Here is a 20756-nt window from a genome sequence, read left to right as displayed (position 1 = left end):
CTTTTGCTCATCTTTATGTTATACATGGTAGTTGGGTGCTTCTTGAGTGATGATAACATCGTGAACATGAGACTCTTTAAGCCCCGCACTTGTAATCTCAACAAACTCAGCTTTCTCCCAGAACATCTGGATGCTTTCACTTCCGCAGTAACCCATTGATGAACGAAGACCACCCATCATCTGGTGAACAATACCGGCAATAGAACCTCTAAAAGGTACACGGCCTTCGATTCCTTCAGGAACAAGTTTGTCTGCTGCCGTTCCTTCTTGAAAATATCTGTCAGTTGAACCGGTTTGCATAGCACCTATACTTCCCATACCGCGGTATGATTTATACTGACGTCCTTGAAACATGATAGTCTCACCAGGAGACTCTTCCGTACCTGCTAGAAGTGAACCTGCCATTACACATGAAGCACCTACAGCTAAAGCCTTGGCAATGTCTCCAGAGTATTTTATACCGCCATCGGCGATAACAGGAACTCCGTGTTTTTTTGCAGCTTCAGCACACTCAGAGATTGCAGAAATTTGAGGAACACCGACACCTGCAACGATACGAGTAGTACAGATCGAACCAGGTCCGATACCTACTTTTACTCCGTCTGCTCCAGCTTCTATAAGAGCTTCAACTGCTTCTGCAGTAGCGATATTACCTGCAATAACATCGATTTCCATAGTCTCTTTTATTCTTTTAACAGTATCTAAAATGCCTTTAGAATGACCGTGAGCAGAATCAAGAACTAGAACATCACAACCTGCATCTACTAATGCTTTTGCACGGTCAAGTTGACCGACACCGATTGCTCCACCGACTATAAGTCTTCCAAATGGATCTTTATTTGAGTTAGGATACTCGATGCGTTTTTTGATATCTTTGATAGTCACAAGACCTTTTAAAAATCCTTCTTCATCAATAATCGGAAGTTTTTCTATCTTGTTTTGGTGCATAATATCTGCCGCTCCGTCAAGTGAGATACCCTTTGTTGCAGTGACAAGCGGCATTTTAGTCATAACTTCACTTGCAAGTTTACTCATGTCTTTTTCAAATCTCATATCACGGTTTGTAAGGATACCGAGAAGTTTGTTGTGAGTGTCTACAACAGGCACACCTGAAATCTTGAACTCTTTCATCAGTGCATCAGCATCAGCAAGTGTAGCATCTGGATGAACATAGATAGGGTCTATAATAATTCCGCTTTCACTCTTTTTAACCTTAGTAATCTGTTTAGCCTGAGCTTCTATATTCATATTTTTATGGATAATTCCGATACCGCCAAGTCTAGCCATAGCGATAGCTGCTCTATACTCAGTTACTGTATCCATTGCTGCAGAAACCATAGGAATTTTTAAAGTAATATTACGAGTCAGTTTTGTCTCTAGTGAAACTTCTTTTGGTAATACTTCAGAATATTGTGGTACTAACAGTACATCTTCAAATGTTAGGGCGCGTTTACGAATTCTCATGGTTATCCTTTGGTGCTAAGAATATAATATGCTTATTTCTTTATAATTTTTGGATTATATCTTTTTTGTGGTTAAAAAGAGGTAAAGAGAAAATTTATGATAGAGATAACAAGCAGTTATCTTCTATCAAAATGATATATTGAGCTGTTAGTTTTAGGCTTTTTATTTTCCCAGCTTAGATATGAAGTCTTTAGATGCTTACCGTCGTTTGTGATTTCATGGATGATAGTGTGTACATGGTCTTCATTAGATTGGCATATCTCCGTGCTCATATCGCAGTCAAATACTATTTTAGTCGGTGTGCTTTTTTTAAAATTTGCTATAAACTCAGGTTGGTTTTGCTTTACACAGTAGTGAGTTGCCTTAATCTGTTCACACTTTATGTCTTTACAGTGGTACATCGTAACCATTTGTTTTGGAGAGTTTGGAAGCAGGTCTTCTTGTATGGTGGAGTTTCTGCCTATGGACTTAAACGCTATGCCTGTTTTGTCTGTTCCGACCATTGGCAAAACATATTTATTTTTGTAAGAGTTGGTACCTATCTGCTTATCAGCAGGAGATAAAACCCATTCACCGCGAAGCGATTCCATCCACTCATATATATCAAATGCATCTGCATCTTTTGCATAGCCGGATGCTGTAATAAAAAGAGTAGCCAATAAGCTCATAAGAATTTTTTTAAACATATCGTTTCCTTGAAAAATATTGCAGTATTATAGCTTGTTAAATATTTATTGTGTAGATGCAGGGCGTTGATTGTTGTTGTGTGTAAGTTCCCACTTTAAAGGTGGGAACAAGAAAAGAAAATATTATTTGGTGTAGTTTATTTGTTTTTCTAAAGAAAGAGAGCCGTCAAAAAGAGTCTGCTCATCGTAAGGTTTAGCGATAAGCTGAAGTCCTACAGGCATTCCTTCATCAGATTTTGATATTGGGAGGCAAAGGGCAGGTAGTCCCGCTAGATTTACACTGATAGAGTAGAGGTCGCTTAAGTACATATCCATCGGATTTTCAAGCTCACCAAATTTTGGTGCAGTTCCCGGTGCTATCGGTGAAAGGATTAAGTCTACATCTTTAAAGATTTCGTTGTATTGGTCTTTAATCATGTGTCTTGTCTTTTGTGCTTTCACGTAGTAAGCTTCATAGTATCCGCTTGAGAGTACAAAGTTTCCAAGTAAAATACGACGCTTTACTTCATCCCCGAAACCGTTGCTGCGAGTCTTGATGAAAGTGTCTTCAAGGTTTGAACCGGTTACGCGGTTACCGTAACGGATGCCGTCGTAACGTGCAAGGTTTGTAGCAGCTTCGGCAGTTGCCGTAATGTAGTAAGCAGAGATGTCAAACTTGGCATCCATCAACTCTTTTTCAACTATGGTATGACCTGCAGCTTTAAGTGCCTCTATAGCTGTCTGATAAGCTTTCTTTACATCTTCGCTTGCATTTTCAACATGCTTTGGAAGAACAGCGATAGTCAACTTTCTGTTGGCATCTAACTTATCTGAGACTTTGTCATCCATGTCTGCAGAAGTCGAATCTTTTAAGTCATGTCCGCTGATGATATCGTACAAAATTGCGGCATCTTCTACATTTTGTGTCATTGGTCCGATCTGGTCAAGTGAAGAAGCATAAGCACCTAAACCGTAACGGCTTACTCTTCCGTAAGTCGGTTTCATCCCTACGATACCGCAAAATGACGCAGGCTGACGGATAGAACCGCCTGTATCTGAACCAAGGGCGGCAATAGCAAGACCTGCGGCAACAGCAGCAGCAGAACCGCCTGAACTCCCTCCCGGAACACACTCAGAGTTGTGAGGGTTTAAAGTCTTACCGTAAAAGCTGGATTCTGTAGTCGAACCCATAGCAAATTCATCCATGTTTGTTCTACCAAACGGACTAAGACCTGCTTTTTGCATCTTCTCGATTACAGTTGCGTTGTATGGAGCGATGTAACCTTGGAGTATGTTTGAACCAGAAGTCACAGACCAGCCTTTTACCTGGATGTTGTCTTTTATAGCAATGGGTACACCGTCACCGACATTGTTTACATCTATGTAAGCATTCAGTTCTGCTCTTTCTTGTATCTTAGTTTTTAGTTCTTCTTTAAATTTGTTTAGTTCATCTTTTGATAATTTTAAGGCTTCTTTTAACGTAATCACTAGATTTCCTTTGATTTTTTTACTTTTTGCACAGCAAAAATTCCAAGAGCAACAACTACAAATATTACAGCTATGCTGATAGCTATAAATGAAGTTGAAACAGGCTCTGCGAAATTAGGCATTTACAACTCTCGCACATCTTTCACATGTACACTCTTCACTGGCTGCTTGATATTTCCAGCATCTAGGACATTTGTGAGCAGTCGCTTTTTGTATTGTAAACGTATCATTTTCAACTTTGAAACTGCCAAGCTCTTCACCCGAAGCTTCATCTGATACGGCAGATACTACAAACCAGTCTTCAGCATCTGTGCTGTCAATTGCAAGAGCAATCTCTGAATCAGTTGAAATAACAACTTCGAGAGTGCTTTTGATGATTTTTTCTTTTTTGAGAGTATCTATGATTGTTCCAAAGCCTTCACGTGCTTTAGTCATATACTCGGCATTGAAAGTAGATTTACCTGTTTTAATCTCTTCATATGTCATGTCAAAGATAGTTTGTGCATCACCTTTGATGATAGCCGGAGCATTTTCAACAATCTCATCTGCCGTGTAAGTGAGTATTGGAGCCATTAGAAGAAGTAAAGTCTTTGTGATGATTGCCATAGCACTCTGACTTGCCATTCTTCTTGGGTCATTTTTTGCATTACAGTAAAGAGAATCTTTTGTCATATCGATGTACATACCGCTCAACTCATTTACGATAAAATTGTTTAGCATGCTCATACCGTTAACAAAGTTGTAGTTAGCAAATGACTTATGGACATCTGCAAGGACTTTTTGAGCAACGTCAAGTATCCACTTGTCTAACTCACCCATATCTTCATAAGCAGTTAAACTTTCAAGGTCGTTAATGTTTGCAAGCATGATTCTAAAAGTGTTTCTTAATTTACGGTAGTTCTCAGATGTCTGTTTTAAGATGCCCTGAGAGATTTTCAAGTCCCCTTGATAATCACTAGATGCAACCCATAGACGAAGAATCTCACTTCCGTACTCTTTTAAGACTTTCTCAGGAGCAATAACATTGCCCTTGGATTTTGACATCTTCTCGCCTTTTTCATCTACCGTAAAACCGTGAGTTAAAACACCTTTATAAGGTGCTTTGTGCTCAACTGCACAAGATAAGAACAGAGATGATTGGAACCAACCGCGGTGTTGGTCAGAACCCTCTACATAAAGGTCTGACTGGTATTCACCTGCGTCATAGTTACGGGACTTTAACACTGAGTTCCAAGTCGAACCGCTGTCAAACCAAACGTCAAGGATATCAGTTACTTTTTCAAGTTCATCAGCTTTATATCCTGCACCCGGATAAAGAAGTTCTTCGATAGGCATTGAGTACCAGGCATCACTTCCTTGCATCTCAAATATCATTGCCGTGAAGTTTAGTACTTTTTCGTCCAAAAGAACTTCACCTGTCTCTTTAACTCTAAAAAATGCGATAGGAACACCCCAGTCACGCTGACGTGAGATACACCAGTCAGGACGGTTTTCAACCATGGAAGTAAGTCTTTTTCTTCCTGTCTCAGGGATGAAAAGAGTCTTTTCAACTTCGCTGAGCGCTATCTCTCTTAGAGTATTGTCTTCGCCCTCAGGTTTTCCGTCCACAGAGATAAACCATTGTCTAGTTGCTCTAAAGATAAGAGGAGTATGGCTTCTCCAACAGTGCGGGTATGAGTGAGTGAACTTTGACTCGTAAAGAAGAGCATCGCCTAAAAGCTCCAAGATTCTATCATTTGTTTTAAAGATAAGTTGACCTACAAACTCTTCAGGGTTCGGAAGAAGTTTTTCTTTAACAATCGTTTCATCAAAACAGCCGGTCTCATCAACGGGCATAATAACTTCCAAGTCATATTTCAGCCCGACACGGTAGTCATCTTCACCATGCCCGGGAGCCGTGTGAACACCGCCGGTACCGCTGTCCATAAGAACATGGTCACCAAGAACAATCTTTGAACTTCTTCCGTTTAACGGATTAGTAGCTACTTGATTTTCAAAAAGTTTAGAATCTATCTCTTTTGCTATTTCACCTTTTACAACGCCAAGTTCAAGCAGAGATTCAAAAAGTGCCTTAGCCACGATATAACCGTCGGTAGTAAGAACATACTTTTCTTCCGGATGAAGAGAGATACCTGTGTTTGACGGAAGAGTCCAAGGCGTAGTTGTCCAGATGACAAGAGATGCTTTACCTGTTAAGCCGGCTTTAGCTTTAGCTTCATCACTCAACTCAAATGCTACATAGATTGAGTGAGACTCTTTGTCTTCATACTCAACCTCTGCTTCAGCAAGTGCAGTACGTTCTGCCCATGACCAGTAAACAGGTTTACTACGCTCAATCAGAAGACCTTTTTTTGCAACACTGCAAAGTGTGCGGTAGATGTTTGCTTCAAACTTATAGTCCATTGTTACATAAGGATTTTCCCAGTCAGCCAAAATACCCAACTGTTTAAACTCGCCTTTTTGTATATCTACAAATTTAGCGGCGTGTGCACGACAAAGCTCTCTTACTTTTGAAACTTCTAAAAGCTCTTTTTTCTTCTTACCGCCAAGCTTTTTCTCAACCTGTTGCTCGATTGGAAGACCGTGACAATCCCAGCCCGGAGTAAAACGAACAGATTTACCGTCGAAGTAGTTATATTTGATAATAATATCTTTTAAAACCTTGTTAAGCGCGTGACCGATATGTATGTTTCCGTTTGCATAAGGAGGTCCGTCATGAAGAGTGAAGCTTGGTGCACCTTTACGGTTAGCCTTCATTTTTTCATAGATTTTATTTTTATCCCATGACGCATAACGCACAGGTTCGTTGTTTACTAGATTGCCTCTCATAGCAAAGTTTGTAGTAGGTAAAAGTAGTGTCTCTTTGTAGTCCATCTGTACCTCAAAAGTGTTTAAAATTTTTGGATTATATCTATTGTGTGTTTAAAAGCTTCTTTAAACTGTGATAATGGTGCTATAATAAGCCAATCCAAATTTGCTTAAAAGGGCTATTGACACATGAGACTGCATCTTATATTTATTGGTAACAAATTTATTTATAACGTATCTTTACAAGAGTATATTTTAAGAAAAATAAGGCAAAAATCTGATTTTATAGATGCTATCACATATTTTAAAGAGAGTGATAATTCACTATTTTTATACCTTGAACAAGAACTAAACTCATCCGATAAGATTATTATCATAACTACTAAACAGAACTTTTCAACAATTGGCAAGTTGATATCCACGGTAACAAGCGACAATCAAGTTCTAAAAGACAATATGCTTATTCCATCTAACTGTTCGGTTTTTGAAGAGGCTTCTTACCTGCTTGAGTACAAAGATTCTATAACAAACGTATTACATATAGACGAAATGCAGAAGATGCCTGAGATACTACTTCATTTTGAAGAGAGCAAGGCTGTTGTACATGTTTTTGAGCAAAGCAGAGACTCGACATATGCGATGCTAAACCCCATAGCTCAAACTTTCGATGTAAATATAGATGTCATCACTTTAATAGACGGTTGGGTGAGAGTTGATATAGTGAGTAAAAAGTATGGAAATATCTCTAAGTTTATAAATTCAGCCAAACAGTTACTTCCAAGAAACCTCATAGCAGCATCAAACATAGTTCTGTATATCATAGAAACACTATCAAGAAATCAAAAGAGACTTACTTTTGCAGAGAGTTGCAGCGGGGGGCTGTTGAGTTACTATTTCACAAAAGAAAACGGTGCTTCTAAAATACTTGACGGAGCATTGATTACTTATTCAAATGAGATAAAAGAAAATTGGCTTGCAGTTGAGCACACTTCATTGCAAGAATTTGGAGCAGTAAGTGAAGATGTCGTAAAAGAGATGAGTGAAGGAGCACTAAATGTAAGTAATGCCGATTATGCACTTTCTATTAGCGGGATTGCAGGAGATTCCGGAGGAACTGAATTTAAACCGGTCGGTACTGTTTTTGTCGGAGCAAGTTCCAAGACTCATCAGGCACAGATGCACCTTAAGTTGGATGGAGACAGGAACTATGTGCAGCATCAAAGTGTATTATTTGCAATAAAAATGCTTATTTTAATAGATAAAGAGATGTTTTTTTAAATTTGTCCAAAAATATCTTGACATCTAAAATCTATTTGTCTATAATTTCGACCTCTTAAGAATAAGAGGAAAAAGTCTTGTTAGCTCAGCTGGTAGAGCACGTCACTTTTAATGATGTGGCCGATGGTTCGAATCCATCACAGGACACCATTTTTTACACTAAAAAACATTTATGCGGTGGTAGTTCAGTTGGTTAGAATACCTGCCTGTCACGCAGGGGGTCGCGAGTTCGAGTCTCGTCCACCGCGCCACTGTTTTTTGGTTAATTGATGGGCGCTTAGCTCAGTTGGTAGAGCGCTACCCTTACAAGGTAGATGTCACTGGTTCGAGTCCAGTAGTGCCCACCATATATATAAGCCTTTTGTTTATGAAAGTGACCCTTTCGTCTAGTGGCCAAGGACACTATCACTTCATGGTAGGGACAGAGGTTCAAATCCTTTAGGGGTCGCCACTTATTTGGTGTTATGCAAAGTTACAAAATGGGCGCTTAGCTCAGTTGGTAGAGCGCTACCCTTACAAGGTAGATGTCACTGGTTCGAGTCCAGTAGTGCCCACCATTTTAGTAACACTTTTTACAATTATGCGCGGTGGTAGTTCAGTTGGTTAGAATACCTGCCTGTCACGCAGGGGGTCGCGAGTTCGAGTCTCGTCCACCGCGCCACTTCATTTTGATTATATGCAACTTAATTTTCAGCTCACATACTAGAGAGTATTCTTCGTTAAAAACTTAAGCACAACTAATTCAAAATATCTTATTTTAACTCTCTTCTTGTACTCTTTTTAGCAACTCTTTAAATTTATTGGAAACCTGTCTTGTCTTTCTAAGTTTTTTTGTTCTGCTGAGTCTGTAAACACCGTTAGTGTTTATAAAAGCATTTACCTCTAAATCAGCCCTTTTATTTAAGTCTAAAACTTCACAGCTTAGAGAATCCAAGATAAGCGGAGGTTTGTCTGCTTGGGCAAAATAACTAAGAACCATATGGTCTCTTTTTGAGTATTTATCATATGCTATTGTAATAAAAAGTTTGTCTTTTTCAAATCCAAGTTTTAAAAGTGTGAAGTATTTTATGATAGCGTAGTCTTCACAATCCCCGTGTCCGGTAGTTAAAAACTCTTTTGGTGTAGCCCAATAATCGCTATGGTTGTCTATTGATCCATCAGGTTGATATTTTAGTCTGTTTAGATAGTTGTTGATTTTAGTAAGTTGTATAAATTCAGAATCATTTTTAATTGAGCTAATCGTTCTATCGTACTCTTGGATTCTGTCACAGGCTTCTTGTCCCGCGCTTTTTTGTATATAAAAAATCTCATTTTTTGTAAATGACGGATATACGGAACCGTAAAGAGTTACAGTAAATAGTAGAAATATAAGTAATTTAATAACTCTTCCTTGGAATTTTATTATGAGTATATCGGTTGATCCTCTTTTAACTTTATAAAAAGCTTTTTGTGCCTCTGACGTCATACATATCTTTGTATCTAAATGTGATTAGATTCTGCATAATCGCAAATAAAATTATAAAGTTAATAAAGCTGCTACCACCGTAACTAAACATTGGTAAAGGAACTCCGACAACAGGTGCGTAACCTATCGTCATTGATATATTAACACCCATATAGACAAATATCATAAAAGAGATAGCGATGGTTACTACCTTAATATAATAGTCGGTATTGTAGATGCTAAGGCTCATTAGATGAAGAATAAGCATAACGTATACCAATATGATTGCAAGAGCACCTAAAAACCCGGTTCTCTCAACAAGAAAAGCAAAGATAAAATCACTTGTAGCTATAGGCAGAAATCTCATCTGTGTCTGCGTAGCTTCTTCTTTTGACTTCCCAGTTAAGCCTCCTGAACCGATTGCAATGATTGATTGCTGAACATGGTAAGATGGCTTTTCACTTAAAAAATCTGTAATTCTTGTTTTTTGATAATCATGCAGGGCAAATTTATATACCAGTGGAGAAAAAAGTAAAATAGCTGCCAAGATGCTTACCCATATCTTCCAATAGACACCTATAAAAAAAAGAACACCGTAGCCAATAATCAGAAGAACAAGAGCAGTTCCCAAGTCAGGTTCTTTTACTATTAGAACAAATGGAAGAAGTATATAAAAGCTGATATACAAAAAATCCTTGACTCCATATCCATTCATCGGAGGCGGGTTTCTTTGAATAATGTATGCCAGCATTAAAATGAGTGCAGGTTTTACAAACTCTGAGGGTTGAATAGTTGCGTTGATAAACGGAATGTCAATCCACCTCTGTGCTCCAAGCCTTGAATGTCCAAAAAACTCAACAGCAAGTAAAAGAGCGACATTTGCCCAGTAAATCAATGGTATCAGCCAACTCATTCTGCGAATAGGGAGTAAAAAGACAAATAAAAATGCTATAACTGCAATACCTACATATGTGCTTTGTTTTTGTGCAAGAGCAGGAACAACTTCACCTATCAGCCAATTGGAAGTAAAAACAAGCGGTATAATTAAGATAATAGAAAAAAAATCAAATTGTGCTAAAATACGCTTATCAAATCTCCACAAGTTTGTAACTCCAAAAAATTTTTAAAATTGTATCACAAAGGGACATAATGAGCGATATAAAAAGCTATATTTGCGATAATCCACAGAGATTGGACATATTTTTAGCATCTGAGATAGGGCAAACACGCTCACAAATAGCTTCTTTAATAAAACACGGATGTGTTAAAATAGAAGCTAAACCGGTAACTCGTCCCGGAGTAAAACTAAAAGCGGGGCAAAATATAGAGGTTGAATTTCCACAAGCCAAAGAATCTCCCGCTATGGATATTGATTTTGATGTTGAGATTCTTTACGAAGATGATGATGTTTTGGTTATTAATAAACCAAGCGGTGTTACAGTGCATCCGGCACCAAGTGTAAAAGAGGCGACACTTGTTGATTGGCTGAAACATAAAGGCATCAGACTTTCAAATATAAGCGGTGAAGAGCGACACGGAATAGTCCACAGACTGGATAAAGGCACGAGTGGAGCTATGGTGGTTGCAAAGAACAATGAATCTCATGAATTCTTATCACAACAGCTTCAAGATAAAAGTATGGGAAGATACTATCTGGCAGTTGTAAATCCGCCTTTAAAAGATGATATAACGACAATAGAACAAAATATCGGTAGAAGCTCACATAACAGGTTGAAAATGTCTTGCAGTGACAACTCTAAATCAAAATATGCAAAAACCATGTTTAAAGTTCTTGCGCTTTCTAGTGATGAAAAACAGCAACTGGTCGCTTGTAAATTATTTACTGGACGTACGCATCAGATACGTGTGCATCTAGAGACAATTAACCGTCATATTATTGGAGATCATATATACTCTTTAAGCCCAAAGCAAGAGAAGTCGGAACGAATTTTGCTACATGCTTACATGATATATTTCATTCATCCAACTAGTAAAAAAGAGATATCTTTTGTCGCAGAGCTGGACAATGTGATGAAAAATTATATAGACAAAAAATTTGATATGGAGCAAATAAATGAAGTTATGGAAACTAGCAACATTTTGCGCGGCTTCTCTACTAATTCTTAGTGGTTGTGGCGGTGCAATACCGAAACCTGCCGATGAGATAAAGATAGATAAAACACTGCCGATAGTAAAACTCACGCAAAACGGAACTGTTGAAGACATGAATGCAGTCGCGTTTGAATGGAAAGCAATTGAAGACGAGAGAGTTAAGGGTATATATATCTATAAGCAGGTTGTGAGCGAAGAAGCAGCTGAGCTTGAACACTACAAAACAATAAACAATCGTTTTACGACTCATTATCTTGACAGAGATATAAAGCCCGAAACGACTTACAACTATAGCTTTAAGACTTTTTCAAAAGAAGCAGAATCTCCAATGAGTGAAGTAAAGGTTGTTAATTCTCTTCCTGTATTACAGTCTGTCGTTTGGATTCAAAGTATTCAAAATATGCCAAGAACTGCAAAAATTATCTGGAGACCTCACGCAAACCAAAAAGTAAAATCATACATTATTGAGAGAAGAACTTTAGAAGAAGATAAGTGGAGCAAGATTGCAACAGTTGATGGCAGATTAAATGCAGAGTTCATAGATGTAGATCTTAAAGATAATTTTGTATATAAATATCGTGTTCGTGTTTTAACATATGACGGTATTGTTTCAACACCGAGTGAAATAGTTCAAGTTGTCACAAAAGCATTGCCGATAAGCGTTAAACATATTGTTGCAACTACAGACTTACCGAGAAAAATTGAGATAAACTGGGAAAAATCAACTACTGAGGATTTTGACCGTTATTATCTTTACAGATCAGAAACATCAGATGGAAGTTATGAGTTAATAGCAAAACTTTACAACAATACGTTTACTGATGTAATCGAAGAAGATGGAAAAGAGTATTTTTACAGAGTAAGTGCTGTTGAGAAAAATGGACTAGAGAGTATTCACGATAAGCTTTCAATTCAAGGTATAACTCTTATTAAACCTGAAACTCCGTCATTAGTAGAAGCTAAGATAGCAGAGAATAAGATTGAAATCAAATGGAACAATAAGGATCCAAGAGTTAAAACGTACACTGTTGTTAAAAAAGCTAAAACTGGCTGGTTTGACGCTAAAGATGAAGAGTTTGTAGAGATAAAAGGTACAAAATTCTTAGATTCTGAAATCGGACCGAATGTTACCTACTATTACCAAGTATTTGCTATTGATGAGTTTGGTATAAAATCACAACCAAGTATTGAAGTGGAGATCAAGACTCCAAACACAGTTGCTGATAATAGAAAAAAAGAAGAAGAGATAACAGAACCTAATTCTAAAACTCAAAAGAAAAGTGAAGAGGTAATCATACCTACTCAAGATTTTAACTAAAACGAGAATTAATGCCGCATCTACATATTCAAGAGTTTAAAGAGATAAGTTTTCCTCAAAGCCATGATGAAGTTTCATTTAACTTCATGGCTAAAAATGCAAAACACAGTGATGAGACTCTTATCTCTGTCACTGTCGAAGAAGATGATTTCTTTTTGCTTGTAAAAGAAGAAGATAATAAGAACCTTTTAAAGACAGATAAATTAACCAGACCAGCATCTATACATAACGTGCATAAAGCACTTCTATCTTATGCTCAACTTGCAGATTTAGAGATTATTTCTTCAAACGTTCCTCAAAAACAAAAAAATATTCACTTAGAAGAAGCAACAGCACTTAAACATATAAGTTATTTTGCAGATAATTTTCCCCAAGCATCTGAGATAAGGATTGAAGTGGGTTTTGGTTCGGGTAGACATCTGATTCATCAAGCTACACAAAACCCGGATATTTTATTTATTGGTATAGAAATACATAGACCTTCCATTGAACAGGTCTTAAAACAAGTCAGCATCCAGAAGATAGAAAATTTGCTGGTTTTGGATTATGATGCAAGACTTTTTATGGAACTTGTTCCATCAAATATTGTAGGCAGGATTTATGTTCACTTTCCGGTGCCATGGGATAAAAAACCGCATCGCAGAGTAATATCTACTTCTTTTATAGAAGAATCAAGAAGGGTTTTAAAAGTAGACGGACGACTGGAACTTCGTACAGACAGTGAAAACTATTATGCTTACTCTTACGAAACATTTATAAACTTTCATAAAACTATACTTCACATAAACAAGAACAAAGATATTGCAATAAGTTCTAAATATGAAGATAGATGGAAGAAGATGGAGAAAAACATCTATGATTTAACCATGATAAATGAAGAAGAATCAGATAAGCTTAGTTTAGACGGCAGCTTTGAGTTTTCTACGGTTGGCTTATCGGATGAACAACTAATAGAACTTCATGGTATCACTCAAAGATTTGAGGGTGGTTTTATCCACTTTGAGAGAGTTTACAAGTTAGATGATGGTGTGATGCTTCGTGTATCTCTTGGAAGTTTTGACAGACCTGAGCATCTCTATGTTCTTATAAGAGAGAAGTCTGCTTCTTATTATCCTGCCCTCCCGTTAAAATCAAAAAGTAATCTCTTGGCACACAGATATTTAGACGGAGTATTTAATGGATAAGGTAATTATGGCACAGGATTTATCGCTTTCATATTCTAATGATGAAACGATTATCAATAAAGCGAATTTTTCTATTGACTCAGGTAGTTTTATTTTTATTACCGGTGCAAGCGGTAGTGGAAAATCTACCCTTTTAAAATCTCTTTATGGTGCCTTAAAACCTAAACAAGGTAGTTTAATAGTCGGTGGTGTTGAGCTACGCGGTGTCTCAAGTGCAAAACTAAACTTCTTAAGAAGACATGTCGGCATAGTCTTTCAAGATTATAAACTTGTTAAAGAGTGGACTATTGAGAAAAATATCATGCTTCCTCTTATTATAAACGGATATGAAAAAAATGTAACACAAAATCAAGTTGATTCTCTTTTGAAGCATGTCAGACTTAAACATCAATCAGGAAAGTATCCTTTAGAACTTAGTGGTGGAGAACAACAGCGTGTTGCAATGGCAAGAGCTTTAGCACACAACCCTATTTTAATACTTGCAGATGAGCCGACGGGAAACTTGGATGATTACTCTTCACAGCTAATTTGGAATCTTTTAGAAGGTGCAAATGAGCAGTTAAAAACTACGGTAATAGTAGTTACACATAACATTCCTCAGACAATAAATGTAGATTATAAACACTATAATATTGAGTACGGGAGCGTGCATGAAGTCGTTTAAAAATCATCTCTCTTTAGTTGTAGCGCTTCTTAGCATACTCTTTTCTATTCAAATATTTATTATTGTAGATAGGTCTATAGAGGCTTATAAAGAAAATTTATCTAACAATTATGCGGTAATAATCGTAAGTCAAAAAAAACTTTCAGATGAAGCTATCTTTGATATAAACGATATGATTTCAAACGTGAGTGAGTTGTCCGCAGAAAGCGTCATAAAAAGATTAAACAGTGGAATAAATAAAAAAAACATAGAACTATTAAAACTGACTCTACCAAAATTTTATAAGCTAGGTCTTGCATATTATCCTAGTCCAAAAGAGATAAAAAGACTCAGAAAAGATTTGCTCAAAAACAGCTCTATAAAAAAAGTCGAAGATTTTTCGCATAACCATGACACAACATATAAGCTTCTGCTTCTTTTTAAAAATGTTGTTTTAATATTTGCAGTGGTCGTGTTGATAGTTACCATACTCCTTATATTTAAAGAGCTTCGCATATGGCAGTTTAAACATAGCGAACGTATGAGTATCATGGGACTCTTTGGTGCACCTGTATGGCTCCGCTCAGCTGTTCTTTTTAGACTGGCAATCGTGGATGCAATCATTGCAAGTGTTATAGCCTTTAGTATATTTATGTATATATCAACATCTTTGTGGGTGCAAGAACAGTTTAATAACATAGGCATTAATGTTGTTATTTATGATCTTATAAATGATTCGGCATTACTTTTTGGTGCAGCGATGGGATTGTCTATTTTACTAGCTTCACTTATTGTTCTAGGACATAAAGAAGAGGTATGATTCGTTTACTTATAATCTTTATATTGTCATGTATCTATGTATCGGCAAAAACGAGTGTAGATGTAAATATAGAAAAGACCAGCAATAAATTAAGCGCTTTTTCTAAAAATTATTCAAACATAAATAAAAAAGTAGCGCAAACCGCAGAGGCGATATTAAAACAAAAAAAAGAGATTGAGATACAGCAAAAGCATTTAGACTCTCTAAAAAAAGAACTTGGTGAAAAAGAAAGTAGTTATAATGAAAATACTATTCAGCTAAAAGAGCTAAAAAAAGTTCAATCAACTCTTAAAGCAACTCAAGATAAACTCGAAGAAGAACTGGTCTTTACTATAGCACAGAGTGTTTCGCTTTCAGTAATACTAGAAGAAGAGATTGCCGCAAGCGAAGAGTCACTTATAGAATTTGAAGTTCTAAAGGTAATGTTGGAAAATTCAAAAAAGAAGGTAAAAGAGTTAAACAGAAGATTTTATGAAAACTCTAAAGAAATAGACGCTTTAAGTGAGCATGCAAGTTTTTTAGAGGTAGAAATAGCAAATATAGACAGTAAGAGAAAAGATTTGCTTAACACACAAAAGAAGAATAAAAAAGCATTAAAAGAACTCAATATTGCAAAATCTTCGTATAAAAAAGAGTTACAAAAACTTCTTAAAAAGCAAGATGCACTTAAAAAGACACTCGCTAAATTAAATATTATAAAAATAGATGAGATTAGAAAAGCAAAACAAGAAGAAGAGAGAAGAAAAGCTTTTGATTCTAAAAGTATTATCTCAGATAAAGATCTGCCAAAGGTTAAAAAACATGGCAGTAGTTATCAAGCAATAAAAACAAAACGTTATGTCGGGAACAAGACTATTGCACCGTTTAGTCCATATACAATAACAAAAAGATACGGCACATATACAGATCCTATATATGGCATCAAGGTCTTTAATGAGTCTATTTCATTGAAGCCTGAACGTAAAAACACAAAGGTTAAAACGGTGTTTAACGGCAAGATTATATATGCAGATAAAACGGCAGTTTTAGATAATATTGTCATCATAGAACATGAAAATGGACTTCACACTATTTATGCAAACCTTTCACAAATATCACCAAATATTAAAAAAGGCAAAAAGATTAAAAAAGGCTATACAATAGGCCGTGTAAGTGATGAGCTAATCTTTGAAGTAACGCAAAAATCCTTTCACATTAATCCTATAAGGCTTTTTCAATAAGAAAATATGTCGGTATTTTTTATTGTCTGGGCAATTGGCTATTAAATAGTAGCTACGCTTGCACTGATTAGTATATTTATAATGTATCTTAAGTATGATGAAGATTCTGATTAGATATAATTGCAAAAAAAATAAGTAGAGAAAAACATGAACTTTATCCAAACTCGCGGATGCGATGAGAACAAACTTGCAAGTGTTACATTTTCCCAAGCTATTTTAAGTCCTATAGCTTCTTTTGGCGGTCTGTACGTGCCGGAATCATTACCGGAACTTGGAAATGAATTTTTAAATAAACATCTTAACTCTTCATATAAAGAGTTGGCATCTGATTTACTTAGCCGTTTTGAGATAGATATTGAGCAAAGTGTGATTGATGAAGCGCTTAACCTCTACGATAAATTTGATGACTCTAAAAACCCTGTTCCGGTTGTGAAAGTAAAAGAAAATCTTTTTGTAAGTGAACTTTACCATGGTCCGACTCGTGCATTTAAAGATATGGCCCTTCAGCCCTTTGGTAAGATACTTTCATCGGTCGCCCAAAAAAGAGATGAAAACTATTTGATCTTGGCTGCTACAAGTGGAGATACGGGACCGGCTGCCTTAGAGACTTTTAAAAATCAAAAAAATATTAAAGTTGTTTGTATGTACCCTGCAAACGGGACTTCCGATGTACAAAGACTGCAAATGGTTACCGAAGAAGCATCGAATTTAAAAGTCATTGGAATAAAAGGTAATTTTGACGATGCTCAAAGCGCACTCAAAAACCTATTGTCATCTCCTAGTTTTGATGCTACTTTAAAAGAAAAACATATTTCACTCTCAGCTGCAAACTCTGTAAACTTCGGACGTATTATTTTTCAAATCATCTACCATATTCACAATTACTTAGAACTAGTAAGACAAAACGCTGCTAAAATAGGGGATAAAGTATATTTGAATGTCCCAAGCGGAAACTTTGGAAATGTACTTGGGGGTTATTATGCGATGCTTATGGGACTTCCTGTAGAGAAGTTGATCATTGCTTCAAATGAGAACAATATCTTAACACGTTTGATTCAAACAGGTGTTTATGATATGCGTGACCAAGAGCTTATACTTACGACTTCTCCTGCTATGGATATTTTAAAATCTTCTAATGTTGAGCGTGTTCTTTACGGATTATACGGAGCAGACAGAACAAAAGAGCTTATGCATGATCTTGACACTAAAAAGATATATACGCTTACTCAGGAAGAATTGATAAAATTACAAGAGATTTTTGTTGCCGATTATTGTAAAGATGCTGAGGGTAAAGAATATATTAAGAATACTTTTAATGAAGGTTATTTGATGGACCCTCATACTGCTACATGTTTTAAAGCTTATGAGACATGTGCTACCAAAGATATACCTACAATCATCTACTCAACAGCCGAGTGGACAAAGTTCTCTCCTGTAATTGCAAATGCTCTAACTGGTGAAGAAGACGCGCAAGATATTGTAGCATTAGAGTCTATATCTAAAACAGCCAATGTCGAAATACCGTCGATGATAAATGAACTCTTCAGCAAAAAGATAATCCATGATACGGTTATAGAAAAAGAGAATATAGAAGAAGAGATACTTAAGTTTTTATAACAATTATGACTATTTGTCTTTAATCAATCCGCTAATACTTTGTGCAATTGATCTTGGTGATGAATTTTTTGATAATAGTCTGTGTACAGTATATATATCTGTACTTTTACTATTACCTAAAAGTATTATTTTAGGAATAGAAAAAATATATTTTTTATAATATTTTAAAAATATGTCAATTTGCATCTTTGATAACTGGTCTTCAACAATTAAAATTTTCACATTGTTTTTTAAAGCCCATTTTAGAGCCAGTTTTTCATCTATAAATGATTTTACTTCATAAGACTTGTGCATATTCTTTATTGTTGCAGTATATTCCATAGCATCTTCTGTAGAATTTACAACAATCATTATATTGTCTTTCTCTAATGAAGAAAGGTATTTATATAAATTAAAAAGCTTTTTAGTATCGGTTGACATTTTGTTAGAATCTTGTGAGTCTAAATAATATTTTAAATATGTTTTTGTATTAAACTCACCGGAAATACCTGCCTTATGCAGGTGGGCTTTAACTGCTTTTGAGGCTTTAGCTTCATGCCATAGTTTTTGATCAAGTATAAAAGTCTGTGCACTTAATATGTCTACTATACTTACCTTATATTTAATAGCTGCATTGCTAAAGAGTTCATAAAAATCATTTCTGTATTCTTGTTCAAAATTTGTGAGAAGCTCCATATCATGCTTATATCTTTCATCAAGTTCAGCCATCATATGAACAATGTCAACATAGGATCCATTTAGAGATTTAAAGTTCTCTTTCAATATGTCAAACTCTTCACTTTTTATATTCTTTTCCAATTCATTTTTTTTTACTTTTAAAATAGTCCCAACATGCTGTTCACTTCCTTTAAGTTGATCCAGTTTTTCAATAGTCTTTTGAGCACCATTCTTAATTTTTTGATATTCAGCCTGGCATGCAAGAAATACCTCTTCATAAGCAAGTTGTGGGTATCTTGTTTTTTTTACAAAATCATCATACACACTTGACATCGCTTTTAAATCATTTTTAAGTGATTTTATTTTTGGTGTCACTATATGTAAGTCTATTTCACTTAAGTTATTAAAAGTTGTCCAGATAAATCGTCTTATTTGAATGTAATCTAATCTGCCTTGTACTTTTTTATAAGAGTTTCTTTTAGATATATTTTCTTCAATAATATTAAAGTAATTTGCAACTGCATTATGAAGATTTAGTGTTAGCGTTACACTCTCTTCTCTTGGACCTATCTCTTCTTCAATATCTTCAAAATTGTTTATAATATTTACATGTTCATCAGACTCAAAGTGTTCGGGATAAGAGTCCTCTATCTTAGTATTTGGAAGTTCATTTTCTGTTTTTTTTGATTTAAAATCATCATCTTTATTTTCATTTACTTTATCAATTTTTGATTCAAGTTGATATTTTTTTGTTTCTAGTTCTGGATCTGGATCTGGATCTGGATCGCTGGTCGTTAATTCGGGTTCTGGCTCTGGCTCGCTGTTTGTTAATTCAAGTTTTGGAGTCTTTTCTGAAAGGTCTTTAGTGATTTCTTCTTGAGTTGCTTCATCTTTTTGTTTGTCCGAAACAGTGTCTTCATTCTCTAAAGAAACTATGGCAAATGCTTGACTGTCTTCATAGTTAAAGCTGACTTCTAGACCTAACGATGGCATAGTGTCAAAATCATCCCACTCTTGAACGGTAAAGTTGATTTTATCTTTTTTGGAGGTGATTATAATACCTTTTCCATCATTAGCATTGAAGAAAAGAATTTTCCCTATTTGTCTCATATACTGATTCTAGCACTTAATAACTTAATATAATTCATTTGTGCAAAAAATCTGGTTATTATTCAAAGACAAATAGAATGACTGACTATTAAGTTACATTTGATAGATTATAATAAGGATATTAAAGATCAATAGCCCTTTTATAAGCCTTCTCAATAGCATCCATACAGGCGCTTCTTACGTTTCCGTCTTCAAGTGCTCCGTAGCCGGCAGCCGTTGTTCCCCCTGGACTCATAACACCGTCTTTTAAAAGTGCAGGGTGAATATCTTGTATCAGTTCTCCAAATCCGCCAAAAAGACCTCTCATTATAGCCATAGCATCATCTCTTTTTAGTCCTTGTTTAACCGCTCCGTCTGTCAGCGCTTCTGAAATTAGAGCAAGATAAGCAGGACCGCTTCCGGCAAGTGCGGTAGCAATGTCTATCTCTTTTTCACTTGCTAACCACCTTGTATTTCCTATAGCCCCTAAAAGTTCCTCGGCTTCTTCTTTGAACTCTATGTCTCCTGTTAATGTAGTCATTGATTTGTTTATACTTGCAGCAAGGTTTGGCATAGTTCTAACCACTGCATTAGGACCTAAGTTTTGCTTTAATGTAGAGATGCTTGTACCTGCTAAAACAGAGTAGATAACTCTTGCTTTACCTTTGATTTTGGAAGAGACTTCTATAACATTTGCAGGTTTAACACAAAGCATTATAGTCTTATTGTTAACATTAAAATCATCAAGTAAAAACTTATCTATACTCGTACCGATATCTTTTTCAAATTTCTCAAGTTTTTCAATATTTCTGCCGACTACTTCTATTTTATAATTGTTTTTTAATCCTTTGGCAATGCTTAGTGCCATGTTTCCGTTTCCGATAAAAGTTATAGTTTTCATAATAGTGCCTTAAAGTTTTTATGTTAGTATAGCATCTATACAACAATT

General features: G+C 35.9%; 17 protein-coding genes and 6 tRNA genes. 14 read left to right on the top strand and 9 right to left on the bottom strand.

Going from position 1 to position 20756, the window contains the following annotated elements:
• Positions 1–18: 18 nt before the first annotated feature.
• From guaB to ileS, 5 genes are all read right to left on the bottom strand, one after another.
• A complete protein-coding gene (gene guaB, locus ABYK18_RS00115; RefSeq protein WP_373034490.1) occupies positions 19–1464 on the bottom strand; it encodes an IMP dehydrogenase in 1446 nt (481 codons plus the stop codon).
• A gap of 116 nt (positions 1465–1580) precedes the next feature.
• Positions 1581–2150: a hypothetical protein gene (locus tag ABYK18_RS00110; protein ID WP_373034489.1), complete on the bottom strand. Its 570-nt coding sequence runs from the start codon at positions 2148–2150 to the stop codon at positions 1581–1583.
• A 123-nt stretch (positions 2151–2273) separates the two neighbouring features.
• Positions 2274–3617: an Asp-tRNA(Asn)/Glu-tRNA(Gln) amidotransferase subunit GatA gene (gene gatA / locus ABYK18_RS00105; protein ID WP_373034487.1), complete on the bottom strand. Its 1344-nt coding sequence runs from the start codon at positions 3615–3617 to the stop codon at positions 2274–2276.
• Complete coding sequence (locus ABYK18_RS00100) at positions 3617–3739, bottom strand: hypothetical protein (RefSeq protein WP_373034485.1); 123 nt, start codon at positions 3737–3739, stop codon at positions 3617–3619. The genes gatA and ABYK18_RS00100 overlap by 1 nt, the downstream gene beginning before the upstream one ends.
• Positions 3732–6491, bottom strand: a complete 2760-nt coding sequence (ileS, locus tag ABYK18_RS00095) for an isoleucine--tRNA ligase (protein ID WP_373034483.1) — start codon at positions 6489–6491, stop codon at positions 3732–3734. The genes ABYK18_RS00100 and ileS overlap by 8 nt, the downstream gene beginning before the upstream one ends.
• Positions 6492–6614: 123 nt before the next feature.
• Between ileS and ABYK18_RS00090 the strand changes: the two genes are divergently transcribed.
• The 7 genes from ABYK18_RS00090 to ABYK18_RS00060 all read left to right on the top strand — a co-directional run bounded on the left by ABYK18_RS00090 (position 6615) and on the right by ABYK18_RS00060 (position 8364).
• A complete protein-coding gene (locus ABYK18_RS00090) occupies positions 6615–7703 on the top strand; it encodes a CinA family protein (protein WP_373034482.1) in 1089 nt (362 codons plus the stop codon).
• A 74-nt stretch (positions 7704–7777) separates the two neighbouring features.
• A tRNA-Lys gene (locus tag ABYK18_RS00085) sits at positions 7778–7853 on the top strand.
• Between the two features lie 24 nt (positions 7854–7877).
• A tRNA-Asp gene (locus ABYK18_RS00080) sits at positions 7878–7954 on the top strand.
• A gap of 20 nt (positions 7955–7974) precedes the next feature.
• Positions 7975–8050: transfer RNA gene (locus ABYK18_RS00075), tRNA-Val, on the top strand.
• Between the two features lie 28 nt (positions 8051–8078).
• Positions 8079–8154, top strand: a tRNA-Glu gene (locus tag ABYK18_RS00070).
• A gap of 30 nt (positions 8155–8184) precedes the next feature.
• Positions 8185–8260: transfer RNA gene (locus ABYK18_RS00065), tRNA-Val, on the top strand.
• A 27-nt stretch (positions 8261–8287) separates the two neighbouring features.
• Positions 8288–8364 (top strand) — tRNA-Asp (locus ABYK18_RS00060).
• Positions 8365–8460: 96 nt separating this feature from the next.
• On the opposite strand, the gene ABYK18_RS00055 is transcribed toward ABYK18_RS00060, so the two are convergent.
• Both ABYK18_RS00055 and ABYK18_RS00050 read right to left on the bottom strand, forming a co-directional pair.
• On the bottom strand, positions 8461–9168 hold the full coding sequence (locus tag ABYK18_RS00055; RefSeq protein ID WP_373034481.1) for a transglutaminase-like cysteine peptidase: 708 nt from the start codon (positions 9166–9168) through the stop codon (positions 8461–8463).
• Positions 9137–10249 carry an FtsW/RodA/SpoVE family cell cycle protein gene (locus ABYK18_RS00050; protein ID WP_373034480.1) on the bottom strand — a complete coding sequence of 371 codons (1113 nt, stop codon included), beginning with the start codon at positions 10247–10249 and terminating at the stop codon, positions 9137–9139. Before ABYK18_RS00050 ends, ABYK18_RS00055 begins: the two co-directional genes overlap by 32 nt.
• 47 nt (positions 10250–10296) lie before the next feature.
• On the opposite strand from ABYK18_RS00050, the gene ABYK18_RS00045 reads away from it, so the two are divergent.
• The 7 genes from ABYK18_RS00045 (at position 10297) to thrC (ending at position 18061) form a co-directional block, all read left to right on the top strand.
• The gene (locus tag ABYK18_RS00045) at positions 10297–11274 is read left to right on the top strand and encodes an RluA family pseudouridine synthase (RefSeq protein WP_373034479.1); all 978 of its coding nucleotides are present in this window, start codon (positions 10297–10299) and stop codon (positions 11272–11274) included.
• Complete coding sequence (locus ABYK18_RS00040; RefSeq protein WP_373034478.1) at positions 11222–12577, top strand: fibronectin type III domain-containing protein; 1356 nt, start codon at positions 11222–11224, stop codon at positions 12575–12577. The genes ABYK18_RS00045 and ABYK18_RS00040 overlap by 53 nt, the downstream gene beginning before the upstream one ends.
• Positions 12578–12588: 11 nt before the next feature.
• Positions 12589–13761, top strand: a complete 1173-nt coding sequence (gene trmB / locus ABYK18_RS00035; protein ID WP_373034476.1) for a tRNA (guanosine(46)-N7)-methyltransferase TrmB — start codon at positions 12589–12591, stop codon at positions 13759–13761.
• On the top strand, positions 13754–14425 hold the full coding sequence (locus ABYK18_RS00030; RefSeq protein ID WP_373034475.1) for a cell division ATP-binding protein FtsE: 672 nt from the start codon (positions 13754–13756) through the stop codon (positions 14423–14425). Before trmB ends, ABYK18_RS00030 begins: the two co-directional genes overlap by 8 nt.
• The gene (locus ABYK18_RS00025; protein ID WP_373034473.1) at positions 14412–15224 is read left to right on the top strand and encodes a cell division protein FtsX; all 813 of its coding nucleotides are present in this window, start codon (positions 14412–14414) and stop codon (positions 15222–15224) included. Before ABYK18_RS00030 ends, ABYK18_RS00025 begins: the two co-directional genes overlap by 14 nt.
• A complete protein-coding gene (locus ABYK18_RS00020) occupies positions 15221–16444 on the top strand; it encodes a murein hydrolase activator EnvC (protein WP_373034472.1) in 1224 nt (407 codons plus the stop codon). Before ABYK18_RS00025 ends, ABYK18_RS00020 begins: the two co-directional genes overlap by 4 nt.
• A gap of 147 nt (positions 16445–16591) precedes the next feature.
• The gene (gene thrC, locus ABYK18_RS00015; protein ID WP_373034471.1) at positions 16592–18061 is read left to right on the top strand and encodes a threonine synthase; all 1470 of its coding nucleotides are present in this window, start codon (positions 16592–16594) and stop codon (positions 18059–18061) included.
• A gap of 9 nt (positions 18062–18070) precedes the next feature.
• Here the strand turns inward: thrC and ABYK18_RS00010 are convergent, their stop codons facing one another.
• Entirely contained in the window at positions 18071–19828 is a 1758-nt protein-coding gene (locus ABYK18_RS00010) for a hypothetical protein (RefSeq protein WP_373034470.1), read from the bottom strand.
• 121 nt (positions 19829–19949) lie between these two features.
• Complete coding sequence (locus ABYK18_RS00005) at positions 19950–20708, bottom strand: pyrroline-5-carboxylate reductase (protein WP_373034469.1); 759 nt, start codon at positions 20706–20708, stop codon at positions 19950–19952.
• Between the last annotated feature and the right edge of the window lie 48 nt (positions 20709–20756).

This window comes from Sulfurimonas sp., from assembly GCF_041563495.1.
Lineage (GTDB): Bacteria > Campylobacterota > Campylobacteria > Campylobacterales > Sulfurimonadaceae > Sulfurimonas.
This window is presented reverse-complemented; position numbering and strand designations above follow the sequence as displayed.

Bases quoted from the DNA above. Each gene is read 5' to 3' on its own strand.
- ABYK18_RS00010 (WP_373034470.1), bottom strand. From the start codon at position 19,828: ATGAGACAAATAGGGAAAATTCTTTTCTTCAATGCTAATGATGGAAAA.
- guaB (WP_373034490.1), bottom strand. From the start codon at position 1,464: ATGAGAATTCGTAAACGCGCCCTAACATTTGAAGATGTACTGTTAGTA.
- ABYK18_RS00110 (WP_373034489.1), bottom strand. From the start codon at position 2,150: ATGTTTAAAAAAATTCTTATGAGCTTATTGGCTACTCTTTTTATTACA.
- ABYK18_RS00005 (WP_373034469.1), bottom strand. From the start codon at position 20,708: ATGAAAACTATAACTTTTATCGGAAACGGAAACATGGCACTAAGCATT.
- ABYK18_RS00040 (WP_373034478.1), top strand. From the start codon at position 11,222: ATGAAGTTATGGAAACTAGCAACATTTTGCGCGGCTTCTCTACTAATT.
- trmB (WP_373034476.1), top strand. From the start codon at position 12,589: ATGCCGCATCTACATATTCAAGAGTTTAAAGAGATAAGTTTTCCTCAA.
- ABYK18_RS00020 (WP_373034472.1), top strand. From the start codon at position 15,221: ATGATTCGTTTACTTATAATCTTTATATTGTCATGTATCTATGTATCG.
- ABYK18_RS00030 (WP_373034475.1), top strand. From the start codon at position 13,754: ATGGATAAGGTAATTATGGCACAGGATTTATCGCTTTCATATTCTAAT.
- ABYK18_RS00045 (WP_373034479.1), top strand. From the start codon at position 10,297: ATGAGCGATATAAAAAGCTATATTTGCGATAATCCACAGAGATTGGAC.
- ABYK18_RS00090 (WP_373034482.1), top strand. From the start codon at position 6,615: ATGAGACTGCATCTTATATTTATTGGTAACAAATTTATTTATAACGTA.
- ABYK18_RS00055 (WP_373034481.1), bottom strand. From the start codon at position 9,168: ATGACGTCAGAGGCACAAAAAGCTTTTTATAAAGTTAAAAGAGGATCA.
- ileS (WP_373034483.1), bottom strand. From the start codon at position 6,491: ATGGACTACAAAGAGACACTACTTTTACCTACTACAAACTTTGCTATG.
- ABYK18_RS00025 (WP_373034473.1), top strand. From the start codon at position 14,412: ATGAAGTCGTTTAAAAATCATCTCTCTTTAGTTGTAGCGCTTCTTAGC.
- ABYK18_RS00100 (WP_373034485.1), bottom strand. From the start codon at position 3,739: ATGCCTAATTTCGCAGAGCCTGTTTCAACTTCATTTATAGCTATCAGC.
- thrC (WP_373034471.1), top strand. From the start codon at position 16,592: ATGAACTTTATCCAAACTCGCGGATGCGATGAGAACAAACTTGCAAGT.